The sequence below is a fragment of the Thermus altitudinis genome, assembly GCF_022760835.1.
In the GTDB taxonomy this organism is placed as follows: Bacteria; Deinococcota; Deinococci; order Deinococcales; family Thermaceae; genus Thermus; species Thermus altitudinis.
In genome coordinates this window covers 1-21062 of sequence record NZ_JAKTNQ010000006.1, presented here as the reverse complement: position 1 = coordinate 21062, position 21062 = coordinate 1, and the positions used below count along the sequence as shown (strand labels likewise).

General features: G+C 63.2%; 21 protein-coding genes. 17 read left to right on the top strand and 4 right to left on the bottom strand.

The genetic code is table 11. The features are described 5' to 3' along the window. Window positions 1-35 precede the first annotated feature (35 nt). Genes rpmH through prmC form a run of 6 tightly spaced genes read left to right on the top strand, consistent with a single transcriptional unit; the run spans window position 36 to window position 3450 of the window. Window positions 36-182 (top strand): 50S ribosomal protein L34, encoded by a 147-nt coding sequence (rpmH, locus tag L0D16_RS03415; RefSeq protein ID WP_015716485.1) that lies wholly within the window; start codon window positions 36-38, stop codon window positions 180-182. Next, a complete protein-coding gene (gene rnpA, locus L0D16_RS03410) occupies window positions 152-517 on the top strand; it encodes a ribonuclease P protein component (protein ID WP_243030119.1) in 366 nt (121 codons plus the stop codon). The genes rpmH and rnpA overlap by 31 nt, the downstream gene beginning before the upstream one ends. A gap of 5 nt (window positions 518-522) precedes the next feature. Next, a complete protein-coding gene (gene yidD, locus L0D16_RS03405) occupies window positions 523-780 on the top strand; it encodes a membrane protein insertion efficiency factor YidD (RefSeq protein WP_243028494.1) in 258 nt (85 codons plus the stop codon). Then, on the top strand, window positions 777-2072 hold the full coding sequence (locus L0D16_RS03400; RefSeq protein WP_243030051.1) for a YidC/Oxa1 family membrane protein insertase: 1296 nt from the start codon (window positions 777-779) through the stop codon (window positions 2070-2072). Before yidD ends, L0D16_RS03400 begins: the two co-directional genes overlap by 4 nt. A gap of 9 nt (window positions 2073-2081) precedes the next feature. Next, complete coding sequence (locus L0D16_RS03395; protein WP_243030050.1) at window positions 2082-2669, top strand: Jag family protein; 588 nt, start codon at window positions 2082-2084, stop codon at window positions 2667-2669. Next, window positions 2632-3450 (top strand): peptide chain release factor N(5)-glutamine methyltransferase, encoded by an 819-nt coding sequence (gene prmC, locus L0D16_RS03390; protein ID WP_243030049.1) that lies wholly within the window; start codon window positions 2632-2634, stop codon window positions 3448-3450. The genes L0D16_RS03395 and prmC overlap by 38 nt, the downstream gene beginning before the upstream one ends. On the opposite strand, the gene L0D16_RS03385 is transcribed toward prmC, so the two are convergent. Beyond that, window positions 3397-4824: a DUF3084 domain-containing protein gene (locus tag L0D16_RS03385; protein ID WP_243030048.1), complete on the bottom strand. Its 1428-nt coding sequence runs from the start codon at window positions 4822-4824 to the stop codon at window positions 3397-3399. The two genes, prmC and L0D16_RS03385, sit on opposite strands and share 54 nt — an antisense overlap. A gap of 3 nt (window positions 4825-4827) precedes the next feature. Further along, a complete protein-coding gene (gene lptB / locus L0D16_RS03380) occupies window positions 4828-5556 on the bottom strand; it encodes an LPS export ABC transporter ATP-binding protein (protein WP_243030047.1) in 729 nt (242 codons plus the stop codon). Window positions 5557-5610: 54 nt separating this feature from the next. On the opposite strand from lptB, the gene gltX reads away from it, so the two are divergent. The 8 genes from gltX (at window position 5611) to L0D16_RS03345 (ending at window position 15118) form a co-directional block, all read left to right on the top strand. Further along, window positions 5611-7023, top strand: a complete 1413-nt coding sequence (gene gltX / locus L0D16_RS03375; RefSeq protein WP_243030046.1) for a glutamate--tRNA ligase — start codon at window positions 5611-5613, stop codon at window positions 7021-7023. 5 nt (window positions 7024-7028) lie between these two features. Further along, window positions 7029-7469 carry a hypothetical protein gene (locus tag L0D16_RS03370; RefSeq protein ID WP_243030045.1) on the top strand — a complete coding sequence of 147 codons (441 nt, stop codon included), beginning with the start codon at window positions 7029-7031 and terminating at the stop codon, window positions 7467-7469. 27 nt (window positions 7470-7496) lie between these two features. Continuing rightward, window positions 7497-8411: a signal recognition particle-docking protein FtsY gene (gene ftsY / locus L0D16_RS03365; protein WP_243030044.1), complete on the top strand. Its 915-nt coding sequence runs from the start codon at window positions 7497-7499 to the stop codon at window positions 8409-8411. 75 nt (window positions 8412-8486) lie between these two features. Then, on the top strand, window positions 8487-11834 hold the full coding sequence (locus tag L0D16_RS03360) for an Eco57I restriction-modification methylase domain-containing protein (protein ID WP_243030043.1): 3348 nt from the start codon (window positions 8487-8489) through the stop codon (window positions 11832-11834). Beyond that, window positions 11831-12961: a hypothetical protein gene (locus tag L0D16_RS03355; RefSeq protein WP_243030042.1), complete on the top strand. Its 1131-nt coding sequence runs from the start codon at window positions 11831-11833 to the stop codon at window positions 12959-12961. Before L0D16_RS03360 ends, L0D16_RS03355 begins: the two co-directional genes overlap by 4 nt. Before the next feature lie 180 nt (window positions 12962-13141). Next, entirely contained in the window at window positions 13142-13999 is an 858-nt protein-coding gene (locus L0D16_RS12380; protein WP_279231148.1) for a hypothetical protein, read from the top strand. 28 nt (window positions 14000-14027) lie between these two features. Beyond that, window positions 14028-14657: an ATP-binding protein gene (locus tag L0D16_RS12375; protein ID WP_279231147.1), complete on the top strand. Its 630-nt coding sequence runs from the start codon at window positions 14028-14030 to the stop codon at window positions 14655-14657. A gap of 50 nt (window positions 14658-14707) precedes the next feature. Beyond that, window positions 14708-15118 (top strand): disulfide bond formation protein B, encoded by a 411-nt coding sequence (locus tag L0D16_RS03345; RefSeq protein WP_243030041.1) that lies wholly within the window; start codon window positions 14708-14710, stop codon window positions 15116-15118. Here L0D16_RS03345 and L0D16_RS03340 read toward each other — a convergent pair. Continuing rightward, window positions 15106-15831 carry a hypothetical protein gene (locus L0D16_RS03340; RefSeq protein WP_243030040.1) on the bottom strand — a complete coding sequence of 242 codons (726 nt, stop codon included), beginning with the start codon at window positions 15829-15831 and terminating at the stop codon, window positions 15106-15108. The two genes, L0D16_RS03345 and L0D16_RS03340, sit on opposite strands and share 13 nt — an antisense overlap. Window positions 15832-15835: 4 nt before the next feature. Beyond that, complete coding sequence (locus L0D16_RS03335; RefSeq protein ID WP_243030039.1) at window positions 15836-17944, bottom strand: ATP-dependent helicase; 2109 nt, start codon at window positions 17942-17944, stop codon at window positions 15836-15838. A 33-nt stretch (window positions 17945-17977) separates the two neighbouring features. On the opposite strand from L0D16_RS03335, the gene L0D16_RS03330 reads away from it, so the two are divergent. The 3 genes from L0D16_RS03330 to L0D16_RS03320 form a co-directional block, all read left to right on the top strand. After that, window positions 17978-18874 carry a phosphohexomutase domain-containing protein gene (locus L0D16_RS03330; RefSeq protein WP_243030038.1) on the top strand — a complete coding sequence of 299 codons (897 nt, stop codon included), beginning with the start codon at window positions 17978-17980 and terminating at the stop codon, window positions 18872-18874. Continuing rightward, window positions 18871-19824: an MBL fold metallo-hydrolase gene (locus L0D16_RS03325; RefSeq protein ID WP_243030037.1), complete on the top strand. Its 954-nt coding sequence runs from the start codon at window positions 18871-18873 to the stop codon at window positions 19822-19824. The genes L0D16_RS03330 and L0D16_RS03325 overlap by 4 nt, the downstream gene beginning before the upstream one ends. 57 nt (window positions 19825-19881) lie before the next feature. Continuing rightward, on the top strand, window positions 19882-21062 hold a 1181-nt coding region (locus L0D16_RS03320; protein WP_243030036.1), incomplete at its 3' end, for an AMP-binding protein.

Here is a 21062-nt window from a genome sequence, read left to right as displayed (position 1 = left end):
GTATTGGGGGCCAAGGCCCCAAAGGAGGGCAATGGATGAAAAGGACCTGGCAACCCAACCGGAGGAAACGGGCCAAGACCCACGGCTTCCGGGCCCGCATGCGGACCCCAGGCGGCAGGAAGGTGTTGAAGCGGAGAAGGCAGAAGGGCCGCTGGCGCCTCACCCCCAGGGTGAACGCCTAAGGCCTGCCCCCCCTAAGGGGGGCAGACTCCTTTCCCTAAAGGGCGATCGCGCCTTTCAGAGGCTCCGCCAAGGCCGTGCTGGGCGGGGCCGTTTTGTAAACGTCAAGTGGCTCCCCGCCGCCCAGCTACGGGTGGGGATCGTGGTGTCCAAGAAGGTGGGCAAGGCGGTGGTGCGCAACCGCATCAAGCGCCGCCTGAGGGAAATCCTCCGCCGTCTCCACCTCCCCAAGGCCCACCTCCTGGTGATCGCCAGCCCCGAGGCCCGGGAGGCCACCTATGCTGAACTCTTCCAGGACCTCACCCGCGCCCTCAAGAAGAGCGGGCTGATACAATAGGCGGCGTGCGCGGCGTACTGATCCTTTTGGTTAAGGCCTACCGCAGGTTCATCTCCCCTCTCAAACCCAGGACCTGCCGCTTCCACCCCACCTGTTCCGCCTATGCCCTCGAGGCCCTGGAGCGCCATGGCGCCTTATGGGGTAGCTACCTGGCCGCCAGGCGCATCCTGAAGTGCCATCCCCTGCACCCTGGGGGGCTGGACCCGGTGCCCTTGGTCTTCCCACCCAGGAGCACCGTCAAGACCCAGAAGGAGGCAAGATGAAAAGGCTTTTACCCCTCCTTTTCCTGCTCGGCCTAAGCGCCATGGCCCTCGAGGCGGGCTTCAAGGACCAGGACGTAAACGGGGACGGGGTGCCGGAAAAGGTGGCCGTCACCAACCTCATGGACCTGGCCTTTGACCAAAAGGGCCAGGTGGTGGGCTGGTACGTGAAGACCTACAAGGGCACGGCCTTCAACGACTACACCCGGGCCCCTAACCTCTCCACCAATGGCCCCGTGGTAGCCCCCATGGGCTTCACCCCGGAAAGAACGGAGTTTTTGCTGCAGGATGGCCGCCTCCTGGCCCGTTTCCAAGGCGCAGAGGGCACCCTCACCTACCGCATAGAAAAGGGCCGCTACACCGTCCAGATTACCGCCGACTTCCCCCTCACCCTAAGGCTTTCTGCCCAAGGAAGCCCTAAGGTGCTCCTGGAGGGCCAAAAGGAACCTACCCCAAGCGGGGAGGGTCCCATGGTCTACCTGGCCTGGCAGACCAAGCCCAAGGCGGGGTACGCCCTGGTGGCCTTTGCCGAGAAACCCTTGGCGGGGAAACTGGTGGGCAAGGAGGGGACCCTCACCCTCGCTCCCGGGGAAACCCTGAGGCTTTACGGGGGGCAGAACGAGCTGGTCCGCTTCCACGTGGAAGGCCTTCTTCCCCTCCCTGGCCTCTTCGCCCCCAACATCTGGGGACAGCTCTCCTTGGGCCTCCTCTGGCTCATGGAGGTGGCCTTCCGCTATACGGGTAGCTGGGGCCTGGCCATCCTCTTCCTGACCCTGGTGGTGCGCCTCCTCCTTTGGCCCCTCATGCACCAGCAGTTCAAGAGCATGGCGGAGATGCAACGCCTCCAGCCCCTCATCCAGAAGATCAACGAGAAGTACAAGGACGACCCCAACAAGCGGGCGGAGGCCACCATGAAGCTCTACCAGGAGCACAAGGTGAACCCCGCTGCCGGCTGCCTGCCCCTCTTCCTCCAGATGCCCATCCTCTTCATCCTCTGGAAGGTGATCGCCAACTACGAGTTCGGCCAAGGCCTCCTCTGGATCCCCGACCTGGCCCTCCCCGACCCCTTCTACATCCTCCCCGCCCTCTACGTGGCCTCCACCTTCCTCTCCACCTGGCTTTCCGCCCACGGCAACAAGGACCTGATCCGGCAGAGCCTTTTCATGAACCTGATCTTCATCTTCCTGGTCCTGCAGTTCCCCTCGGGGGTGACCCTCTACTGGGTCCTTTCCAACCTGATCGGCTTGGTGCAGCAGTGGCTCATCAACAAGAGCCTTAAGCCCTTGGCGGCGTAAACTGAGGGCATGGACGAGAAGAAAAAGAGCATTGACGACCTCCTCTCCGACCTGGGGGTGCTGGAGGAAGCCCCGGTGGAGGTGGAGCTAAAGGAGGCAGGCAAGGAGCCTGCAGAAAAAGGGCCCAAGGAGGTGCTGGAAAACTTCCTGGTGGGGCTTCTCCTGCGGCTGGACCCCGCCCATTACGTGGAGGTCCGCCAGGAAGGCAACGTCCTCAAGGCTGAGGTCAAGGGCGGGGACCTGGGGCGCTTCATCGGCAAGGAGGGGCGCACCCTGAAGGCGGTGGAGTACCTGGCCGGGGTGGTGCTGGCCAAGCATTTCGGCGGGGCCTACCGGGTAGTCCTGGACGCCGCCGGCTACCGCAAGCGCCAGGAGGAAAAGATCCGCAAGATCGCCGAGGAGGCGGCCCTCACCGTGGCCATGACCCAGGAGCCCTTGCACCTTCCCCCCATGCGCCCCTCCGAGCGCCGCATCGTGCACATGCTCCTCAAAAACCACCCCCAGGTGACCACGGAAAGCCAAGGGGAGGGAGAGGAGCGGCACGTGGTGGTCTACCCCCGTGGTCAGGCTCCTGCGGGAACTCCAGGAGAGGCTTAGGACCGCAGGGCTTCCCGAAGGGGAGGCCCTGGACCTGTTGGCCTTGGCCTCGGGCCTTTCCCGCAAGGAGCTTCTCCTCCATCTCTCCCAAGCCCCACCCCCAGGTACGGAAGAAAAAGCCCTGACCCTCTTGGAAAGGCGCCTTGCGGGCTATCCCCTGCAGTACCTTCTAGGGGAGGTGGAGTTTTTTGGCCTGCCCCTCAAGGTGGCCCAAGGGGTCCTCATCCCCCGCCCGGAAACGGAAGGCCTGGTGGAGCTGGCCCTAAGCCTCCCCTTGCCCCATGCCCCCCGCATCCTGGACGTGGGCACGGGTACCGGGGCCATCGCCCTTGCCCTAAAAAAACACCTTCCGGAGGCCCAGGTGTGGGCCACGGACACCGATCCCGAGGCCCTGGCCTTAGCCCGGGAGAACGCCCACAGGCTGGGCCTGCAGGTGGCCTTCCTCCAGGCTCCCCTCACCGGTGGGTTGAAGGATCTGGACCTCCTGGTCTCCAACCCCCCCTACCTGCCCGAGGCCTACCGGGCCCAAGCTCCCCGGGAACTGGCCTGGGAAAGCCCCCTGGCCCTCTATGCGGGAAGGCAGGGGCTGGATGTGGCCCAGCCCCTGGCCCAGGAGGCCTGGCAGGCCCTCAAGCCGGGCGGGTTTCTCCTCCTGGAACTGGCCCCGGAAAACGTCCACCTCCTGGCTGAGGAACTTAAGGCCAAGGGATGGGTAGATGTGGAGGTGCTACGGGACCTGGCGGGTCGGGACCGGTACCTCCGGGCCCGGCGGCCCGCCTAGGAGCTGGAAGGAAAGCAGAGGCTTTTCCGTGGTCCACGCCTCCTTGGCCGCCACCACCCCCACCCGCACCACTCCCCTCCTTCCCTGAAGGAGGTTAAGCCCCCGGGCCAGCTCCTCCGGTGAGGGAAAGGTGGCGTACTCTGGGGGAAAACCCGCCTCCAAGAGCCTTTTCCTCACGGCCTCCCCCAGGGCCTCCAGGACCTCCTGATCCCGGGCCGGGGTGGATAGGCGGAAGGTGCGGGCCGCCAGCACCTCCCCCTGGACAAAGGCCCGGCGCTCCGGATAGAAGCGCACCCGCACCAGAAGCCTCCCCTCCTGGTACCCAGCTCCCTCCAGCACCGCCAGGCCTGGGCCCGTGGCCTCTCCCACAAGCTCCACGCCCCGGAAACCCTGTAGCCGGGCCCGCCGCTCCGCCACCCGCTCCAGGGCCTCCCTCCCCTCCTCCGCCCCCAGGCGCACCTCCCCCAGGTAAAGGCCTTGGCTCAGGCGGACGAGGCTTTGGGAAAGCTGGCCCCGTTCTCCCTGAAGCACCTCGGCCTGCACCAGAAGGCTCCGCACCCGTTCTTCCGTCTGGCGAAGCTCCTCCCGGGCCTTGGCCAGGCTGGCCTTAAGAGCCTCGGCCTCCTGGGCCAGGGCCTGGCGCTCCCGCCGGGTTTCCTCCAAGCGGGCGAGGGCCTGCAGCACATCCCCCTGCAAACGCCTCTTTTCCTCGGTGAAACGGGCTTTTTCCGCCTCCGCCCGCTTGGCCGCCTCCTGGAGGACGGTCAAGCGCTGCTCCAAGGCTTTGAGCTCCCGAGCCTTCTCCGTAAGCTCCGCCGTCTTCTTGGCCAGCTCTTGGTTTCTTTCCTCCAGAAGCTGGGCCAGGGCCTGGCGCTCCGCCAGTAGGGCCGCCCGCTCCTTAAGGAGGGTCTCCCTTTCCCCCTCCAGGGCCTGGACCTGGGAGGCCAGGGCCTTGGCCTCCTCCTCCAGGCGGCTCCTCACCACTCCCGCCTGCTCCAGGGCCTGGACCAGGGTTCTCCTTTCCTCCCTCAGGGCGTTGAGTTCCGCCAAGGCCCTGCTGGCCTCGGCCTCCATGGCCGCCTTGGCCTGCAAAAGGACCTGCTGCTCCCTTCTAAGCTGGTCCCGCTCGGCGCGGATGGCCTGGGCCTCGAGGATCACCTCCCTAGCCTCCCGGAACACCAGGAGAAACCCCAGGTAGCTGATTAGGGCGATCCCCACCCCCGTGAGGACCGCCACCAGGGTGGCCGTCTGCCGGGGCCTTAGGCCAAAGAGGCGGTAGTGGCGCTTCCCCGCCCACTTGGCCACCTTGTCCCCCAGGTAGGCCACAAGGGCCGCCAGGAAAAGGATCAGAAAGAGAAGGGCCCAGAAGGTCATGGCCTAAAGCTCGTAGTCTTCCCCCAGGTAGTGCCTCCTCACCCCCTGGTCCCGGGCAAAGGTCTCGGGGTCGCCGTGGAAGAGGATCTGGCCATCGTACATCACATAGACCCGGTCGGTGATGGCCAGGGTCTCCCGCACCGCGTGATCGGTGATGAACACCCCCACCCCCCGCCTCTCCCGAAGTTCAGCGATGACCTTTTGGATCTCCTTCACGTTTTTCGGGTCCACTCCGGTGAAGGGTTCGTCCAGAAGGATGAAGTCTGGGTCGGTACAAAGGGCTCTGGCCATCTCCAGCCGCCTTCTTTCCCCCCCGGAAAGGGCGTAGGCCATCTGGTCCTTGAGGTGATAGATGGAAAGCTCCTCCAAAAGGGCCTTGGCCTTCTCCAGCTGCTCCTTGCGGGAAAGGGGCTGGAACTCCAAAACGGCCAGGAGGTTTTCCAAAACGGTCATGCGCCGAAAGGCGGAGGGCTCCTGGGGGAGATACCCCAGGCCCAGCCGGGCCCGGCGGTACATGGGGAGGCGGCCCACCTCCTGCCCTTTCAGAAAAATGCTCCCCGCAGTAGGCCGGATAAACCCCACCACCATGTAGAAGGTGGTGGTCTTCCCCGCCCCGTTGGGGCCGAAGAGGGCCACGATCTCCCCCCGCTTGAGGCTCAGGTCCACCCCCCGCACCACCTCCCTGGGGCCGTAGCGCTTGCGCAACCCCTTGGCCAAAAGCTCCCCGTCCATTACCTCCCAGGGTAAGGCCCAACCTTTAGCCCTGGGTGAGATAATGGGCGAGGTATGGTGGTGACCCGCATCGCCCCAAGCCCCACGGGGGACCCCCATGTGGGGACAGCGTATATCGCCCTTTTCAACTACGTGTGGGCTAAGAAAAACGGGGGCCGTTTCCTGGTGCGCATAGAGGACACCGACCGCACCCGCTATGTGCCGGGGGCGGAGGAACGCATCCTGGCCGCCCTAAAGTGGCTTGGCATCCCCTACGACGAAGGCCCCGACATCGGCGGGCCCCACGGGCCCTATCGCCAGTCGGAAAGGCTTCCCCTTTACCGGGAACACGCCGAGGAGCTCCTAAGGCGGGGATGGGCCTACCGGGCCTTTGAAACCCCCGAGGAGTTGGAAAGGATCCGCAAGGAGAAGGGGGGCTACGACGGCCGCGCCCGGAACATCCCTCCTGAGGAAGCGGAGGAACGGGCCAAAAGGGGCGAGCCCCACGTGATCCGCCTTAAGGTGCCCAGGCCCGGCACCACGGAGGTGAAGGACGAACTTAGGGGGGTGGTGGTCTACGACAACGGGGAGATCCCTGACGTGGTCCTCCTCAAGTCCGACGGCTACCCCACCTACCACCTGGCCAACGTGGTGGACGACCACCTCATGGGGGTGACGGACGTGATCCGGGCTGAGGAGTGGCTGGTTTCCACGCCCATCCACGTCCTCCTCTACCAGGCCTTTGGCTGGGAGGTACCCAAGTTCTACCACATGCCCCTCCTGAGGAATCCGGACAAGACCAAGATCAGCAAGCGGAAAAGCCACACCTCCTTGGAGTGGTACCGGGCCGAAGGCTTTTTGCCCGAGGCCCTACGCAACTACCTGGCCCTCATGGGCTTCTCCATGCCCGATGGGCGGGAGATCTTCACCCTGGAGGAGCTCATCCAGGCCTTCACCTGGGAGCGGGTTTCCCTGGGGGGCCCGGTCTTTGACCTGGAGAAGCTGCGCTGGCTCAACGGCAAGTACATCCGCGAGGTCCTCCCCCTGGAGGAGGTGGCGGAAAGGGTGAAGCCCTTCCTGAGAGAAGCGGGGCTGTCTTGGCCGGACGAGGCCTATTTAAGGCGGGCGGTGGAGCTCATGCGTCCCCGGTTTGACACCTTGAAGGAACTTCCGCAAAAGGCCCCGTACCTCTTCAGCGAGGACTACCCCTTTGCGGACAAAGCCCTGGAGAAGCTGCGGGAAGGCCTTCCCATCCTAAAGGAGGTGGAGGCCCGGCTAAGGGCCCAGGAGGACTGGAGCGAGGCCGCCTTGGACGCCCTTCTCCGGGGCTTGGCCCAGGAAAAAGGCCTCAAGCTTGGCCAGGTGGCCCAGCCCTTAAGGGCGGCCCTCACGGGAAGCCTGGAAACCCCGGGGCTTTTTGAGATCATGGCCCTATTGGGCAAGGAGCGGGTACTTTCCCGCCTGGAACGGGCCCTAGGGGTATACTGAGGGCCATGAAGCGGGCTTTTCTCCTCCTTGCCGCCCTCCTTGGCCTAGCCTACGCCCAAACGGCCATCCAGATGCGCTTTGGCTACGGGGAAGGTCTGGGCCTGACCTTTGGAGCCGGGCTGGAAAATCGCCTGAGGCAGAACCTCTCGGGCCGGCTTGCCGCCATGCTGGCTCCGGAACCCCCAGGGGTGGCCCTCGAGGCCGCCCTCCATTTCAAGCCCGACCTAGGCCAGTACGACCCCACCTTGGCAGGCCTCCTCCCCTACTTCGGCGGGGGGCTCAGCGCGGTGGTGGGGCCAAGCCTTACCGCTGGGGTGAGCTTTACCGGGGGGTTGGAGGGGCTTCTGGACCCCTTCACGGGCCTTTTCCTGGAGGCCACCTACGTTTATGGCTTCGCCGACTTCCCCAAGGTCTGGCAGTTCGCCTTGGGGGTGAGCTTCCGTTAGGCCTAAAAACCGGCGCCAAAGGAATCCATGGGCTTTTTTGACCGACTAAAGGCCGGACTGGCCAAAACCCGGGAAACCCTCCTCAAGGCCATCCCCTGGGGGGGAAGTCCCGAAGAGGTCTTGGAGGAGCTGGAGATGGCCCTCCTGGCCGCCGATGTGGGCCTCGAGGCCACCGAAGAGCTCCTCGCCGAGGTGAAGGCCTCGGGGCGGAAGGACCTGAAGGAGGCGGTCAAGGAGAAGCTCGTGCAGATGCTGGAGCCGGACGAGCGCCGGGCCACCCTAAGGAAACTCGGCTTCCGGCCGCAAAACCCCAAGCCCATAGAACCCCAGGGGCACGTGGTCCTCATGGTGGGGGTGAACGGGGTGGGCAAGACCACCACCATCGCCAAGCTGGGCCGCTACTACCGAAACCTGGGCAAGAAGGTCATGTTCTGTGCCGGGGACACCTTCCGCGCCGCCGGGGGGGCTCAGCTTTCCGAATGGGGGAAACGCCTGGACATCCCCGTGATCCAAGGGCCGGAAGGCGCCGACCCCGCCGCCTTGGCCTTTGATGCCGCCAGCGCCCGCAAGGCCCGGGGTTACGATCTCCTCCTGGTGGACACCGCAGGCCGCCTCCACACCAAACACAACCTCATGGAGGAGCTAAAAAAGGTGAAGCGGGCCATCGCCAAGGCAGACCCCGGGGAGCCCAAAGAGGTTTGGCTGGTGCTGGACGCCGTCACCGGGCAAAACGGCCTGGAACAGGCCAAGCGCTTCCACGAGGCGGTGGGGCTCACCGGGGTGATCGTCACCAAGCTGGACGGCACCGCCAAGGGCGGGGTCCTCATCCCCATCGTGCGCACCCTAAGGGTGCCCATCAAGTTCATCGGGGTGGGGGAAGGCCCTGACGACCTCCAGCCCTTTGACGCGGAGGCCTTTGTGGAGGCGCTATTGGAGACGTAGGCCAAGCCCATCTAGGGCCACCCATCCCCTAGCCTGTTTGATTTCCCCACAACTGCCAACCTATAATGCGGGCAAATGAGCCCTCATGATAGGGAAGATATCATCGACAGGTACGCGTCTAAGCTCGCTGAGAGCATAAACCGGATTCAAGGCCAAGACCCCAACGAGGCCGAGTTTCGCCGTGTGGTAGAGCCTATTTTTGAAAGCTTCTTAAAAGAGATCGGCCTCCAGCCCCTAATCCGCCAGGAGTACACCCTGGCGCAAGGACGGGCGGATGCCGTCTTCAACCGGCTGGTCATCGAGTACGAACGCCCTGGCGTTCTTAAGCCCAGACCGGATGCCGCCACCCGGCATGCGGTACAACAGGTCAAGGATTACCTCGCCGGCATCGCCCAAAAGGAACGTCATGCCAAGGAGCGCTTAGCGGGTGTGGCCTTTGACGGTCACTATCTCATCTTCGTGCGCCACATGGGGGAAAGATGGGTGGAAGAACCCCCCGTAGAGGTTAATCTCCACTCGCTTCGGCGCCTCCTCACTTGGCTTGCGGGCCTGGCCTCGGGCATCGCCCTGACCTCGGAAAACCTAAATCGGGACTTCAGCATAGAGCAGCTGCGCACCCAGAACATCCTGCGAGGGCTCTATCAAGCCTTGGAAAAGGCTTTGGCGGAACCAGGTCTGGTCCGTCAACTCTTTGAGCAATGGCGAATCTTTTTCAGCGAAGCCATCGATTACTCTGAGGCTTTCGGTGGGCGCAAACTGGAGCCCCTCAAAAAATGGGTGCGCAAAGCAGGCCTAACCATCCAAACTTCCGAAGAAGCTGAGCGCTTCTTCTTCGTCTTACACACGTATTTTGCTCTGCTGGCCAAGCTACTTGCTTGGTTGGCCCTTTCCCGCCACATGGGGGTTAAACTAGGGGCACCCCAGTTTTCAGATCTGGCCGTAACGGATGGGGAAACCCTTCGGAAAAGGCTGGGGGAAATGGAATCCGGAGGCATTTTCCGGCAATACGGCATCCTCAACCTTTTGGAGGGCGACTTCTTCGCTTGGTACCTCCACGCCTGGAATGAAAAGATGGAGCAGGCCCTTCGCACCCTCATCGAACGCCTAAACGAGTACGACCCCACCACCCTCTCCCTCCTTCCGGAGGAAACCCGGGACCTCTTTAAGAAGCTTTACCACTACCTTTTGCCTCGGGAAATCCGCCACAACTTGGGAGAGTACTACACGCCGGACTGGCTAGCGTGGCGCCTTTTGGTGCAGCTGGACAACCGCTTTTTTGGCGCAACCCCTTCCCCCAACGACGAGGGGATGCGCCAAAAACTCCTGCACACCCGTTTTCTGGACCCCGCTTGTGGCTCCGGCACTTTCCCCATCCTCGTCATAGGAAGGATGCTGGAACTTGGGCGGTTGCTCATGGTCCCGGAAAACGTGCTTTTAGAGGCGATACTCACGAACGTGGTGGGTTTCGATCTCAACCCCCTGGCCGTGCTCACAGCACGGGTGAACTACGTCCTGGCCATCGCCGATCTTCTCCAGTACCGCCAAGGGGATATTGCCATTCCCATCTACCTGGCTGACTCCGTGCGCACGCCTGCCGAGGGGCAAGACCTAATCAACAGGGGAGTTTACCTCTTCCCCACTGCCGTGGGGGAATTCCGGGTGCCGACGGTGCTGGTGGCCGCTCCAAAACGCTTCGACCGCTTTTGCGAGATTTTGGAAGAGAGTGTACGGTCTGAAGTGAATGCTGAGGTCTTCCTGGAAAGAACCCGCAAGGAGCTGGGCCTCGAGGCCAAAGAATGGGATGAAGATGCCCAAAAGCTAACTAAAGACCTTTATGAACGCCTCTTGGACCTCCACCGAAAGGGCCTAAATGGCCTTTGGGCACGCCTTCTTAAGAACAACTTTGCTCCCCTCACCGTGGGACAGTTTGACTACATCATCGGCAACCCGCCGTGGATCAACTGGGAGCACCTGCCTGATGGCTACCGCCAGGCAATCAAACCAATCTGGGAACGCTATGGTCTCTTTCCCCACAGCGGGATGGACACGATTCTGGGCAAAGGGAAAAAGGACATCTCAATGTTAATGACGTACACAGTGATGGACAGGCTACTTAGGAAAGGCGGGAAACTCGGCTTTGTCATCACGCAGTCGCTCTTCAAGACTGCGGGAGCCGGGGCCGGCTTCCGCCGGCTGAGCATCCCCACGGGCAATGGCGGCAACATCCCCCTCCGCATGGTGCACGTGGACGATATGGTGGACCTCAACCCCTTCGAAGGTGCCTCCAACCGCACAGCGGTGATGGTGCTGGAGAAGGGGAAACCCACCCGCTACCCCGTGCCCTACACCGTCTGGCGCAAGAAAAAGGGCGCCCGCTTCACCTACGAGAGCACCTTCGAAGAGGTGCTCTCTGCTACGCACCGGCTCAACTTTCAGGCCGAGCCCGTGGACCCCAACGACCCCACCTCCCCCTGGCTTACCGCACGCCCGAAGGCGTTGCGTGCGGTGAGGAAGATATTTGGCCCCTCAGACTATAAAGCCCGCAAGGGTGTTACAGCAAGTGTTAACTCAGTTTACTGGGTGGAGATAGTCCTGGAACGCCCTGATGGACTCGTGGTAGTACGCAACCTGACCGAGGGAGCCAAGGTCAAGGTGGAGGAGGTAACCGAAGCCATCGAGCCCGACCTGCTCTATCCGCTCCTGCGCGGGCGGGACGTCCAGCGCTGGCGGGCTGAACCCTCGGCGCTCATCCTGATGGTTCAGGACCCGGTTAAGCGACGTGGCATTGACGAAAAAGAAATGCAAACCCATTACCCGCGCACCTACGGCTACCTCAAGCGGTTTGAGCAAGTCTTGCGAAGTAGTGCAATCTTTCGGCGATACTTTGTTCGCAAGGGCAGCAGTGGAGCTGTCGTGGAAGCCGGGCCGTTTTATTCTATCTTCAATGTGGGTGATTACACTTTTGCCGACTGGAAAGTCGTTTGGCGAGAAGTGGCGTCGGAGTTGACTGCGAGTGTGGTGGGGCGCTGGAATAACAAACCGGTTGTGCCTGACCACAAGTTGGTGTTAGTCTCATGCAGGGACGCTCCCGAAGCGTACTTTATTTGCGCGTTACTCAACAGTGCCTTAGTTCGATTCGTTGCCCAGGGATACTCGATACAAACACAGTTTGCGCCACACCTCATGGACTACATACGCATCCCGCGCTACGACCCCTCCAACCCGGTGCATCGGCGGCTTTCGGAGTTATCGGAGGCGGCGCACGAGGCGGCCAAGGCGGGGGATGAGAAAAGGGTGAGGGATCTCGAGGCCCAGATCGATGAGGAAGCCCGCAAGCTTTGGAACTTGACCCCGGAGGAACTCAAGAGCATCCAAGAAAGCCTCCGGGAGCTTTCGGGTGTGGCCACAGAGGCGAGCGTATGACGCCCCTAAGGAACCTACGGGAAGTCCTGGGAAATCTAGCCAAAGAGGTAGAAGTGCTCTCCGCCGTAGGGGGAGCGGTAGAGGACCTCGAGCGGCCCGATTTTGAGGAGCGAGAGGATCAAGCCCTCAACGAAGAGGAGCGTGTCTTCGACACCATCTTTGAGAAAAGCCAGGACGGAACCCGGCCTGCCCTCTACCGACCCACCCTACCTCTTCCCCGACACAAGAGGCATCTCTTCCGATACTTTTTGGATGGCTCCTTTCGCTCCTTCTTCCTCGGCACCCTCCTGGAACACGAACGGGAATCCCCCATCCACTTTGCCCAAATAGGAGCCTGTGTCCTCCACCGCAAGGATGATGGCTCGGTGCGGCGGGAAGATTTAAAAATACGGAACCTACTCCTTGCAGGTAAAAAGCGCCTCTCCCCTGAACTGTGGAACAAGTTGGAAAACGCCGCTCGGATGGCGGGTTTAACGCTCGTGGATTTGGAGGAACGGGACATCGTGTCTGGTGTACTGTCCGACTTCGACCTCCGCAACAAGGCCGCGGGCAAAGTCCGGTTTGAAATGCACAACCTAGAAGCAGAACTTATTAGACAGATTCTGCCTAAGCTGCAGTTGAGCCAGTGGCTGGTGGTGGATGGTTCCCTTCAGTTCCAACCGACCTTCAAAGATTTAGAGCAAAGCGGTGTAATCAAACCCGTCTTGGGGGTAGCCAAGAACTTTCGTAAAGATCCCCTATTTGTATTCGGTCGTGGGCCAGGGGCCGAGCGTCGGTCCATCTACAAGCTCCTTGCCGACCTAAAGCCCTATCATCGCACGGCCGCCTTTAGCGCCCGGCAAGGGAAACTGGTCTTCTGGTACGTGCGCCTTCGGGAGCAAACCCAGGTGGACTACCCCCTGATGGGCGTGGTCAAAGCTGAGCTGGTCAACCCCTCCCAAGAAGCGGTGCCTTCAGAGCTCATCGACCTCCTATCCTGCGCCCTGGTGGCGGAAAGGAGCGTTACCCCCCATGGTCAAGACCGCCGCTGGCATGCGCATCTCTATCCCATTTTCTTGGCAGAAAGGGCCATAAAGGAGAGCCTGGTCTCCCGGGAGGTAGTACAGCAGTTTTTGAAATGGAGGTAAGTCATGCCTGAACCCGCTGAGCGACCCGTGATAGGCCTTTCCTCAGCCACTGCCAACCAACCGAACTCCTCGGATGAGTTCCACTTCTGGCTGGCACCGGAGGTTATTGTCAACCCCTTCGATATCGTGGAGGCCGAGCAGGTAGCCCCAGAGGGGGGGAAAAGCCGCACCTTTGGGATAGTGACCACCCTCGAACACAGCACCGACGCCCCCAGCCACCTTTCCAACTTCATCTCCAATGACTTTGGGCAGGTATCCACAGAGCCTAACACCGTCCGCCAGGGCACCACGGTTGCCCGTGTGGCCGTACTCTCCAACGACCGGGATATCTACATGCCGGTGATGAACGACCGTCCGGTGCGCTTCGCCGACGAGGCGGGGATACATGCGGCTTTGGGCATAGACCAGGTACCCGAGCGTTACCAGGTTCCCGCCGGACTCATCAGGATGTCCAACGGTACCCAGGCGGTGGTTTACCTGGACAGCCGCTACATCCTAGGGCCTGAAGGCGCGCACGTGAACATAAGCGGTATCTCGGGTCTAGCCACGAAGACTTCTTACGCCATTTTCCTCATACAATCCATCCTGCAAAAGGTGGAGAACCGGGACCGGATTGGGGTGATAATCCTTAACGTCAAACACGGGGACCTGCTTTCCATAGACCAGCCTCCCCCAAGGGGCCTCGAGCCTGAACAGCACGAGCTTTGGGAGAAGCTTGGTCTTACCCCCAAACCCTTCCAAAACGTGCGCTACTTGCTCCCCCACGGTAAGGACACACCTACCACTGGCCGGCCCAATAGCTTCCGTATCCCCGAGCGCAACCTGTTTATATACGCCTACTCCTTGCAGGATACCTACAACAAGCTGGACCTCCTCCTCTCCAACATCCCTGACCCCTGGGACACCGTGGGCGCCCTCATCGGGGAGATAACCCAAGGCCTTTCCGATCCCAAAACAGGGCAATGGGGCCCCTCAGGCAAGTGGAAAGGCGTACACGACTGGCAATCCCTGCTCAATCAACGGCGAGCCTTTGGTTAAAGACGGGCAAGCCCAGCCAGTAGGAGATGTGCGCGCCCAATCCGTGGCCCGGTTCCGGCGGTTACTCCGTCGCATCGTCCAAACCCGGCAAACGGGGATTTTCGTCCCCCACCGATCCAGGCACGTCAAAAACCTTAGTGAGGAAATAGCCAAGATCCGGGGTGGGGAGACCATTGTGGTGGACATCGCCCGCCTGGCAGACGATGAACAGACCCTTGTCTTTGGCGACATCCTGCGCACCGTCTATAACCTTTACGCGGAGGAGGGTAGCGAGCGCGAAGACTTGCCGGAAAAGGTTATTATTTTTGTAGACGAGCTCAACAAATACGCCCCGGCTCGGGAGAAAGAGTCGCCGATCCTGGAGCAGGTCCTGGACATAGCCGAACGGGGCCGGTCCTTGGGCGTGGTCCTGTTTGGTGCAGAGCAGTTCATGAGCGCGGTGCACGAGCGGGTAGCGGGAAACGCCTCTACCTTGGTCCTGGGGCGAAGCGGCTCGGCCGAACTTTCCTCTCCCGTCTATCGGTTCCTAGACCCCGCCATCAAAGCCAACATATCCCGTCTACAAAAAGGTGAACTCATCCTGAGCCACGCCACTTTCCGCCAACCGGTGAAAATCTCCTTCCCCAAGCCCGCCTACCTGCAGGAAGGCGCCACCTGAGAGGAGGCCATCTCCTAGGCGCCGCAGGGAGTTGACGGTATGCTCTCCCCATGAACCGCGGCCTTCTCCTGCTCGCCTTCGCCTGGGTGGTGGCCTTGGTGGCCACCTTGGGAAGCCTTTACTACTCCGAGGTGCGGCTTTTTTTGCCCTGCGAGCTCTGCTGGTACCAAAGGATCTTCATGTACCCCCAGGCCGTCCTCCTGGGCCTCGCCCTTTGGCGGCAGGACCTCGCTGTCTGGCCCTATAGCCTGGCCCTTTCCCTGGTGGGAGCCGGGTTTAGCACCCTGCACCTCCTGGAGCAGCGCTTCCCCGACCTCTTCACCCTGGCCTGCAAGCCCCCGGTACCCTGCAACGTGGAGTACATACCCCAGTTCCCCATCCCCTTGCAAGCCCTGATGGCCTTCATCCTGATCGCCCTTAGCATGGGGCTTCTGGCCCGAGAGGCCCGTCAAAGGGGATAGCCGAGCGCCTCGAGGACCCCCCTCACCCTAAAGACCAGGAGGTCCTCCGGGGGATAGACTACCTGCACCCTCTCCCAGAATCCCCTCTCCACCGGGGCCAGGGCCAGAAGGGCGTGAAAGGGCTGGAGGACCTCCAGGCTGAGCCGCCCGCCGGCATAGAGGATCACGTCCACCTTTAGGGAAAGGGCCCTCACCTCCTCCGGCCTTAGGGCCACATGCCCCCGGGCCCTTTCCGGCAGGCGGGAAAGGAAGCGATCCCCCTCGGCGAAGCTTCCGGCCACCACGGAAACCTGGGCCAAGGGCCTGAGAAAAGGGGCCAAGGAGGGCCGTAAGGGCCCCAGCCAAAGCCCCTTGGCCCCGGGGAAGTGGGTGGAAAGAAGCCGTTCCAGGGCCAAGCCTTCCGTATACTGCCCCGCGACCCCCCCCACCCGGGGCAGCAAAAGGTCCACCAGCCTCGCTTCCTTGGCCTCGGGCTCCAGGAAGAGGCTCAGGGGAGGTTTCTCGGGCGGGGGCATAGCCTCCGCCAAGACCGCCCCCGCCAGGCCCAAGGGCCCCAGGCAGGACAGCAAGGCCCAGGGGTCTTGGGCCTCTACCGGATAGGGGAAAAGGGGAAGCCGGGCCGTGGCCACCTCCGCCGCCAAGCGGTCAAAAAGGGGGGAAGGAGCCCGGTAGAGAAAGGCCAAAGGGCGGGTTTTGTGGTACTCGGGCCGCATGGCCTCACCCCAGGGGCCTTAGGTCCGCGTACTTTAGGGAAAGCCGCTTCAGGCCCACCCCTTCAAAGTGCACGGTCACCTCATCCCCCATGGCCGCCACCACCGTGCCCGGGCCGAAGCGGGGGTGGACTACCCTTTCCCCGCCCTTGAAGGCCCCAGGCTTGGGCCGGTGGAGCGGGGGCGTCCTGGAGGGGGTAGGGTAGGGGTCGTATTCCTCATACAGCCCCCCATCCACCTCCTCCAGGAAGCGGCTTGGCCGGCTGGGCTCCAGGCGCCCGTAGACCTCCCTTTCCTCGGCATAGGAGAGGTAAAGCCTCTCCTGGGCCCGGGTCACCCCCACGTAGAAGAGGCGCCTTTCCTCCTCCACACCTTCTGAGGTGTTCCAGGAGGAACGGTGGGGCAACAGCCCCTCCTCCACCCCCACCACGAAGACCACGGGGAACTCCAGGCCCTTGGCGTTGTGCAGGGTCATGAGGGCCACCTTACCCCCAGGCTCCCCAGGCTCCTCGGCCCGGGCGGTAAGGGCCACCCTGTCCAGGAACTCCATAAGCCCCTCCGCCTCCTTGGCGGCCCTTAAGAGCTCCTCCACGTTCTCCAGCCGGTCCTCGTAGTCCTCGGGGTAGGCCTCCTTAAGGTAGGCGGGGTAGTCGGTGGCCTCGAGGAGGTGGCGGAAAAACCCTTCCGCAGGGCCAAAGGCCAGCTCCTGAAGCTCCTCCATAAGGGCCAGGAAGTGGCGCAGGGGAAGGGGACGGGAAAGGCTTTCCGCCGCCACCTTCAACGCCGCAAAGAGGGGAAGGCCCCTTTCCCTGGCCAGGGCCTCCACCTTCTCCACCGTGGCCGGGCCGATGCCCCTCGGGGGGGTGTTCAGGACCCGCTTCAGGCTTACCCCGTCCAGGGGGTTTAGGCTCAGGCGGGCGTAGGCCAGGAGGTCCTTCACCTCCGCCCGCTCAAAGAACCCCACCCCGCCCACCACCCGGGCCGGGATCCCCCGGGAGGCCAGGGCCTGCTCCAGGAGGCGGCTTTGGGCGTTGGTGCGGTAGAGCACCGCCACCCGGTCCAAGGGGGGCCCCAGGCGCCCGATCTCCTCGGCCACGAAGCGGGCCTCGTCCCGGGCGTCCTTAGCCCTATAGAGGCGCACGGGCTCCCCCCCCGGCTTCACCGGCCTCAGGGTCTTTTCCAGGCGGAGGGCGTTATGGACGATGAGGGCGTTGGCAAAGCGCAGGATGGCCTCGGTGGAGCGGTAGTTTTCCTCGAGGCGGTACACCTTGGCCCCGGGGAAGTCCCGGGTAAAGTCCAGGATGTTCTTGATGTCGGCGGCGCGGAAGGAGTAGATCCCCTGGTCCGGGTCCCCCACGGCCATGAGGTTGGCCTCCTCCCCCGCCAAAAGCTTGGTGAAGCGGTACTGCACAGGGTTGGTGTCCTGGTACTCGTCCACGTGGATGAACCGGGCCCGCTTCCTCACCCGCTTCAAGACCTCCTGGTCCTCCTCCAGAAGGCGCAGGGCATGGAGGAGGATGTCCCCAAAGTCCAAGGCCCCCTGGGCCCTTAGGGCCTCCTCGTAGCGCTTAAGCACATCCAAAAGCCTTCCCCGGCTAAGCCCGGCGTAGTAGTCGGGAAGCTCGGAAAGGAGGGACTCGGGTGCCTCCCCCCGGTTCTTGGCCCGGTCCAGAAGGCCCTTGATGGGCCCGGGACGGGCGGCAAGGCCCAGCTCCTTTAGCACCTCCTTGAGGAGGGCGGTCTGGTCGTCCTCATCGTAGACCACAAAACCCGGCCTAAGCCCCACCCTTTCCCCATAAACCCTAAGGATGCGCAAGGCCGCGGAGTGGAAGGTGGAAACCCAAAGCTCTCCCGCTCCTTTCACCATGCGCCTAAGGCGCTCCTTCATCTCCTCGGCGGCCTTGTTGGTGAAGGTGACCGCCAGGATCTCCGAGGGGTACACCCCCCGCTTGGCCATGAGGTAGGCCACCCGGTGGACCACGGTGCGGGTCTTGCCGCTTCCCGCCCCCGCCACCACCAAAGCTGGCCCCTCAAAGTGCAAGACCGCCTGGCGTTGGGCCTCGTTCAGGGAGGAGAGGAGCGCCTCTTCCGAGGGCTGGGTCAAAGGGGCGTCCACGGGCCGAGTCTACCACGGGGTAGACTCTTAGGCATGGAGCTCTACCCCACGCAGGATGGGTTTTTGGGAGAGATGGCTAAGGGCTTCACCTTCGCCCAGGTGGCCAGGCTGGCCGCGGGGTTTGGGGAGCGGGCCAGGGCGGAGGGGATAGACCAGGTGGTGGTGGCCCACGACACCCGTTTCCTGGCCAAGGAGATGGCCGAGGAAGCGGCAGGGGTGCTGGCGGGCCTTGGCTTGGAGACGTATCTCCTAAAAGGGCCTTCCCCTTTGCCCCTTTTCGGCTTCGCCCTAAAGGAGATGGAGGCGGCTGGGTTCTACCTCACCGCAAGCCGCAAGCCCGCCCGCTACCAAGGGGTGAAGCTCCGCCTCGGGCCGGGGAAACCCCTCTCCGGCCAGGAGGTCCCCCTCCCGGAAAAGGCCCTTGAGGCCCGGGGGAGCTTCCAGCTCCTGGACCGGAAGAAAGCCTACCTGGAGCACCTGGCAGGGAACGCCGGCCAGGGGGCCAAGGGGAAGAAGGGTGTGGTTTACCTGGACACCCTAGGGGGTGCCGGGGGTGGCCTTATGCCGGGGGTCTTTAAGCTTTTGGGCCTGGAGGCGGAGCTTCGCGAGCTTCACCCCCTCCCCCACCCCCTCTTCTACGGGGTGGACCCCGACCCCAAGCCGGACAACCTCCCTACCCTCCTCGCCCTCATGAGAGCCGTGGAACCCCCGGCGGTGGGCCTGGCCCTGGATGGGGATGCGGACCGCCTGGCTGCCGTCCTTCCCGGGGGGGAGGTTCTCCCTCCAGAGGAGGTCCTGAAGGCCCTCGAGGAGGCCCTGGAAGGGAAAGAGGTCCGGGGGGATGGCCAAGGTGGCTACCTCTTCCCCTGGCACCTCGAGGAACCCGACCCCTTCTTGGCCGCCTTGCTCCTCTTGGGGAAGCTCCTATGAAAGAGCTTCTCCCTGGGCTTTACCAGATCCCCGTGCCCATCCCCTACCCCCTAAAGACGGTGAACCTCTACCTCTTCAAGGGCAACGGGGAAGTAGCCCTTCTGGACACCGCCTTGGGCACCAAGACCGCCCGGGGGACCCTGGAGCTAAGCCTGGCGGAGCTGGGCCTTTGTTTTCCCGATGTCAAGACCGTCCTCCTCACCCACCACCACCCGGACCACTACGGGCTGGCGGGCTTTTTTGAGGGGCTTGGGGCCCGGGTCCATTTGCACGAGGAGGAGCTAGGCCGGGGCCACCTCTTCTGGCTCCAGCCCGAGGCCTTTGCGGAGCAAAGCTGGCGGCTTTTCCTGGACCACGGCACCCCGGAGGAGGCCCTTTGCGGCATCCAGGAGACCATGGCCAAGACCCGGGAGCGGGTCCATCCTCCGCAAAACCCCCTGTCCCTGAGGGATGGGGACCTGCTGGAAGTGGCCGGCAGGAGGCTTAGGGTGGTCTGGACCCCCGGCCACGCGGACGGACACGTGGCCTTCTTCCTGGAGGAAGAGGGGGTCTTGCTGGCGGGGGATGCCCTCTTGGAGCGGGTCTCCCCCAACGTGGGCCTATGGGCCTACACCCGGGAGAATCCCCTGAAGGACTTCCTGGCCTCCCTAGACCGCCTGGAGGAGCTCCCGGTGCAGGTGGCCTACGCCGGGCATTTCGGCCCCATCCCCCAGGTGCGGAAACGGGTCCAGGAACTAAGGGCCCACCACCAGGAGCGCCTGGAGGCGCTAGCCACCCTCCTGGACACACCCAAGACCGCCTGGGAGCTTTCCCTCAACCTCTTCCCCCAGGAGCTGGACGCCCCTGGCCGGCGCTTCGCCTTCGCCGAGACCCTGGCCCACTTGGAGTACCTGCGCCTCGAGGGGCACGTGAGGCGCGAAGGACCTCCCTACCGGTACTTCCGGGCGTAAGACCCTTGCCCCCAGGATCCCTGGAGGGTAAACTTTGACCCGGTTCAAGGAGGTGCCATGCATCCTTGGTACACCCACTACGATCCCGGGGTCCCCAAAGAGGCCCCCAGGCCCTGGCTGCTCACCGAACTCCTAAAGGAAAACGCCCGCCGCTACCCCCAGAAGGTGGCCTTGGAGTTCCTGGGGCGAAGTCTTAGCTACCGAGGCCTTTGGCAAGAGGTGGAGGCCTTCGCCAAAGGCCTGCAGGAGGCGGGCCTGAAGCCTGGGGACCGGGTGGCCATCATGCTGCCCAACTCCCCCCAGTTCGTCATCGCCTTCTACGGCACCCTTTTGGCCGGGGGGGTGGCGGTGAACACCAACCCCATGTACACCCCCCGGGAGCTACGGCACCAGCTCCTGGACTCGGGGGCCAAGGCCCTGGTGATCCTGGACCTCCTCCTCCCCCGTTACCAGGAGGTGAAGGCGGAGGCCCCGGTGGAGATTCTGGTGCGCACAGGTATCCAAGACTACCTGCCCTTCCCCAAGAACCTCCTCTATCCCCTTGCCCTGAAGCGGAAGGGTCAGGCTCCCAAGGACCTGGAGGGCATCCCCTGGCGGACCTTTCTCAAGCCAGGCCAGCCCCGGCCTATACCCCTGGACTTGGACGACCTTGCCCTCTTGCAGTACACCGGGGGCACCACCGGGGTGGCCAAGGGCGCCATGCTCACCCACCGAAACCTCTCCAGCAACGCCCTTCAGGTCCGCTCCTGGATCCCCGATTTCCAGGAGGGAAAGGAGGTGGTGCTGGGCGCCATCCCCTTCTTCCACGTCTACGGCATGACCGTGGCCATGAACCTGGCCCTTTTGGGCGCAGCCAAGCTGGTCCTTCTGCCTCGGCCTGAACTCAAGCCCATCGTGGAGGCCATAGAGAAGCACCGGGTCACCCTTTTTCCCGGCGTGCCCACCCTCTACGTGGCCTTCAACAACTTCCCGGGGATTGAAGGGCGGAACCTGAAAAGCGTGCGGGCCTGCATCTCGGGCTCGGCTCCCCTGCCGGTGGAGGTGGCCGAGCGCTTTGAAAGGCTCACCGGGGCCAAGCTGGTGGAAGGCTACGGCCTCACCGAGGCCAGCCCGGTAACCCACTGCAACCCCCTCCACGGCCCACGGAAACTGGGTAGCGTGGGCCTACCCTTCCCCGGGGTGGAGGCCAAGGTGGTGGACGAGGAGGGCAAGGAGGTCCCCCTGGGCGAGGTGGGGGA

Bases quoted from the DNA above. Each gene is read 5' to 3' on its own strand.
- L0D16_RS03355 (WP_243030042.1), top strand. From the start codon at position 11,831: ATGACGCCCCTAAGGAACCTACGGGAAGTCCTGGGAAATCTAGCCAAA.
- rpmH (WP_015716485.1), top strand. From the start codon at position 36: ATGAAAAGGACCTGGCAACCCAACCGGAGGAAACGGGCCAAGACCCAC.
- L0D16_RS03385 (WP_243030048.1), bottom strand. From the start codon at position 4,824: ATGACCTTCTGGGCCCTTCTCTTTCTGATCCTTTTCCTGGCGGCCCTT.
- L0D16_RS03370 (WP_243030045.1), top strand. From the start codon at position 7,029: ATGAAGCGGGCTTTTCTCCTCCTTGCCGCCCTCCTTGGCCTAGCCTAC.
- L0D16_RS03345 (WP_243030041.1), top strand. From the start codon at position 14,708: ATGAACCGCGGCCTTCTCCTGCTCGCCTTCGCCTGGGTGGTGGCCTTG.
- L0D16_RS03325 (WP_243030037.1), top strand. From the start codon at position 18,871: ATGAAAGAGCTTCTCCCTGGGCTTTACCAGATCCCCGTGCCCATCCCC.
- lptB (WP_243030047.1), bottom strand. From the start codon at position 5,556: ATGGACGGGGAGCTTTTGGCCAAGGGGTTGCGCAAGCGCTACGGCCCC.
- L0D16_RS03360 (WP_243030043.1), top strand. From the start codon at position 8,487: ATGAGCCCTCATGATAGGGAAGATATCATCGACAGGTACGCGTCTAAG.
- L0D16_RS03340 (WP_243030040.1), bottom strand. From the start codon at position 15,831: ATGCGGCCCGAGTACCACAAAACCCGCCCTTTGGCCTTTCTCTACCGG.
- L0D16_RS03400 (WP_243030051.1), top strand. From the start codon at position 777: ATGAAAAGGCTTTTACCCCTCCTTTTCCTGCTCGGCCTAAGCGCCATG.
- ftsY (WP_243030044.1), top strand. From the start codon at position 7,497: ATGGGCTTTTTTGACCGACTAAAGGCCGGACTGGCCAAAACCCGGGAA.
- gltX (WP_243030046.1), top strand. From the start codon at position 5,611: ATGGTGGTGACCCGCATCGCCCCAAGCCCCACGGGGGACCCCCATGTG.
- L0D16_RS03395 (WP_243030050.1), top strand. From the start codon at position 2,082: ATGGACGAGAAGAAAAAGAGCATTGACGACCTCCTCTCCGACCTGGGG.
- L0D16_RS03330 (WP_243030038.1), top strand. From the start codon at position 17,978: ATGGAGCTCTACCCCACGCAGGATGGGTTTTTGGGAGAGATGGCTAAG.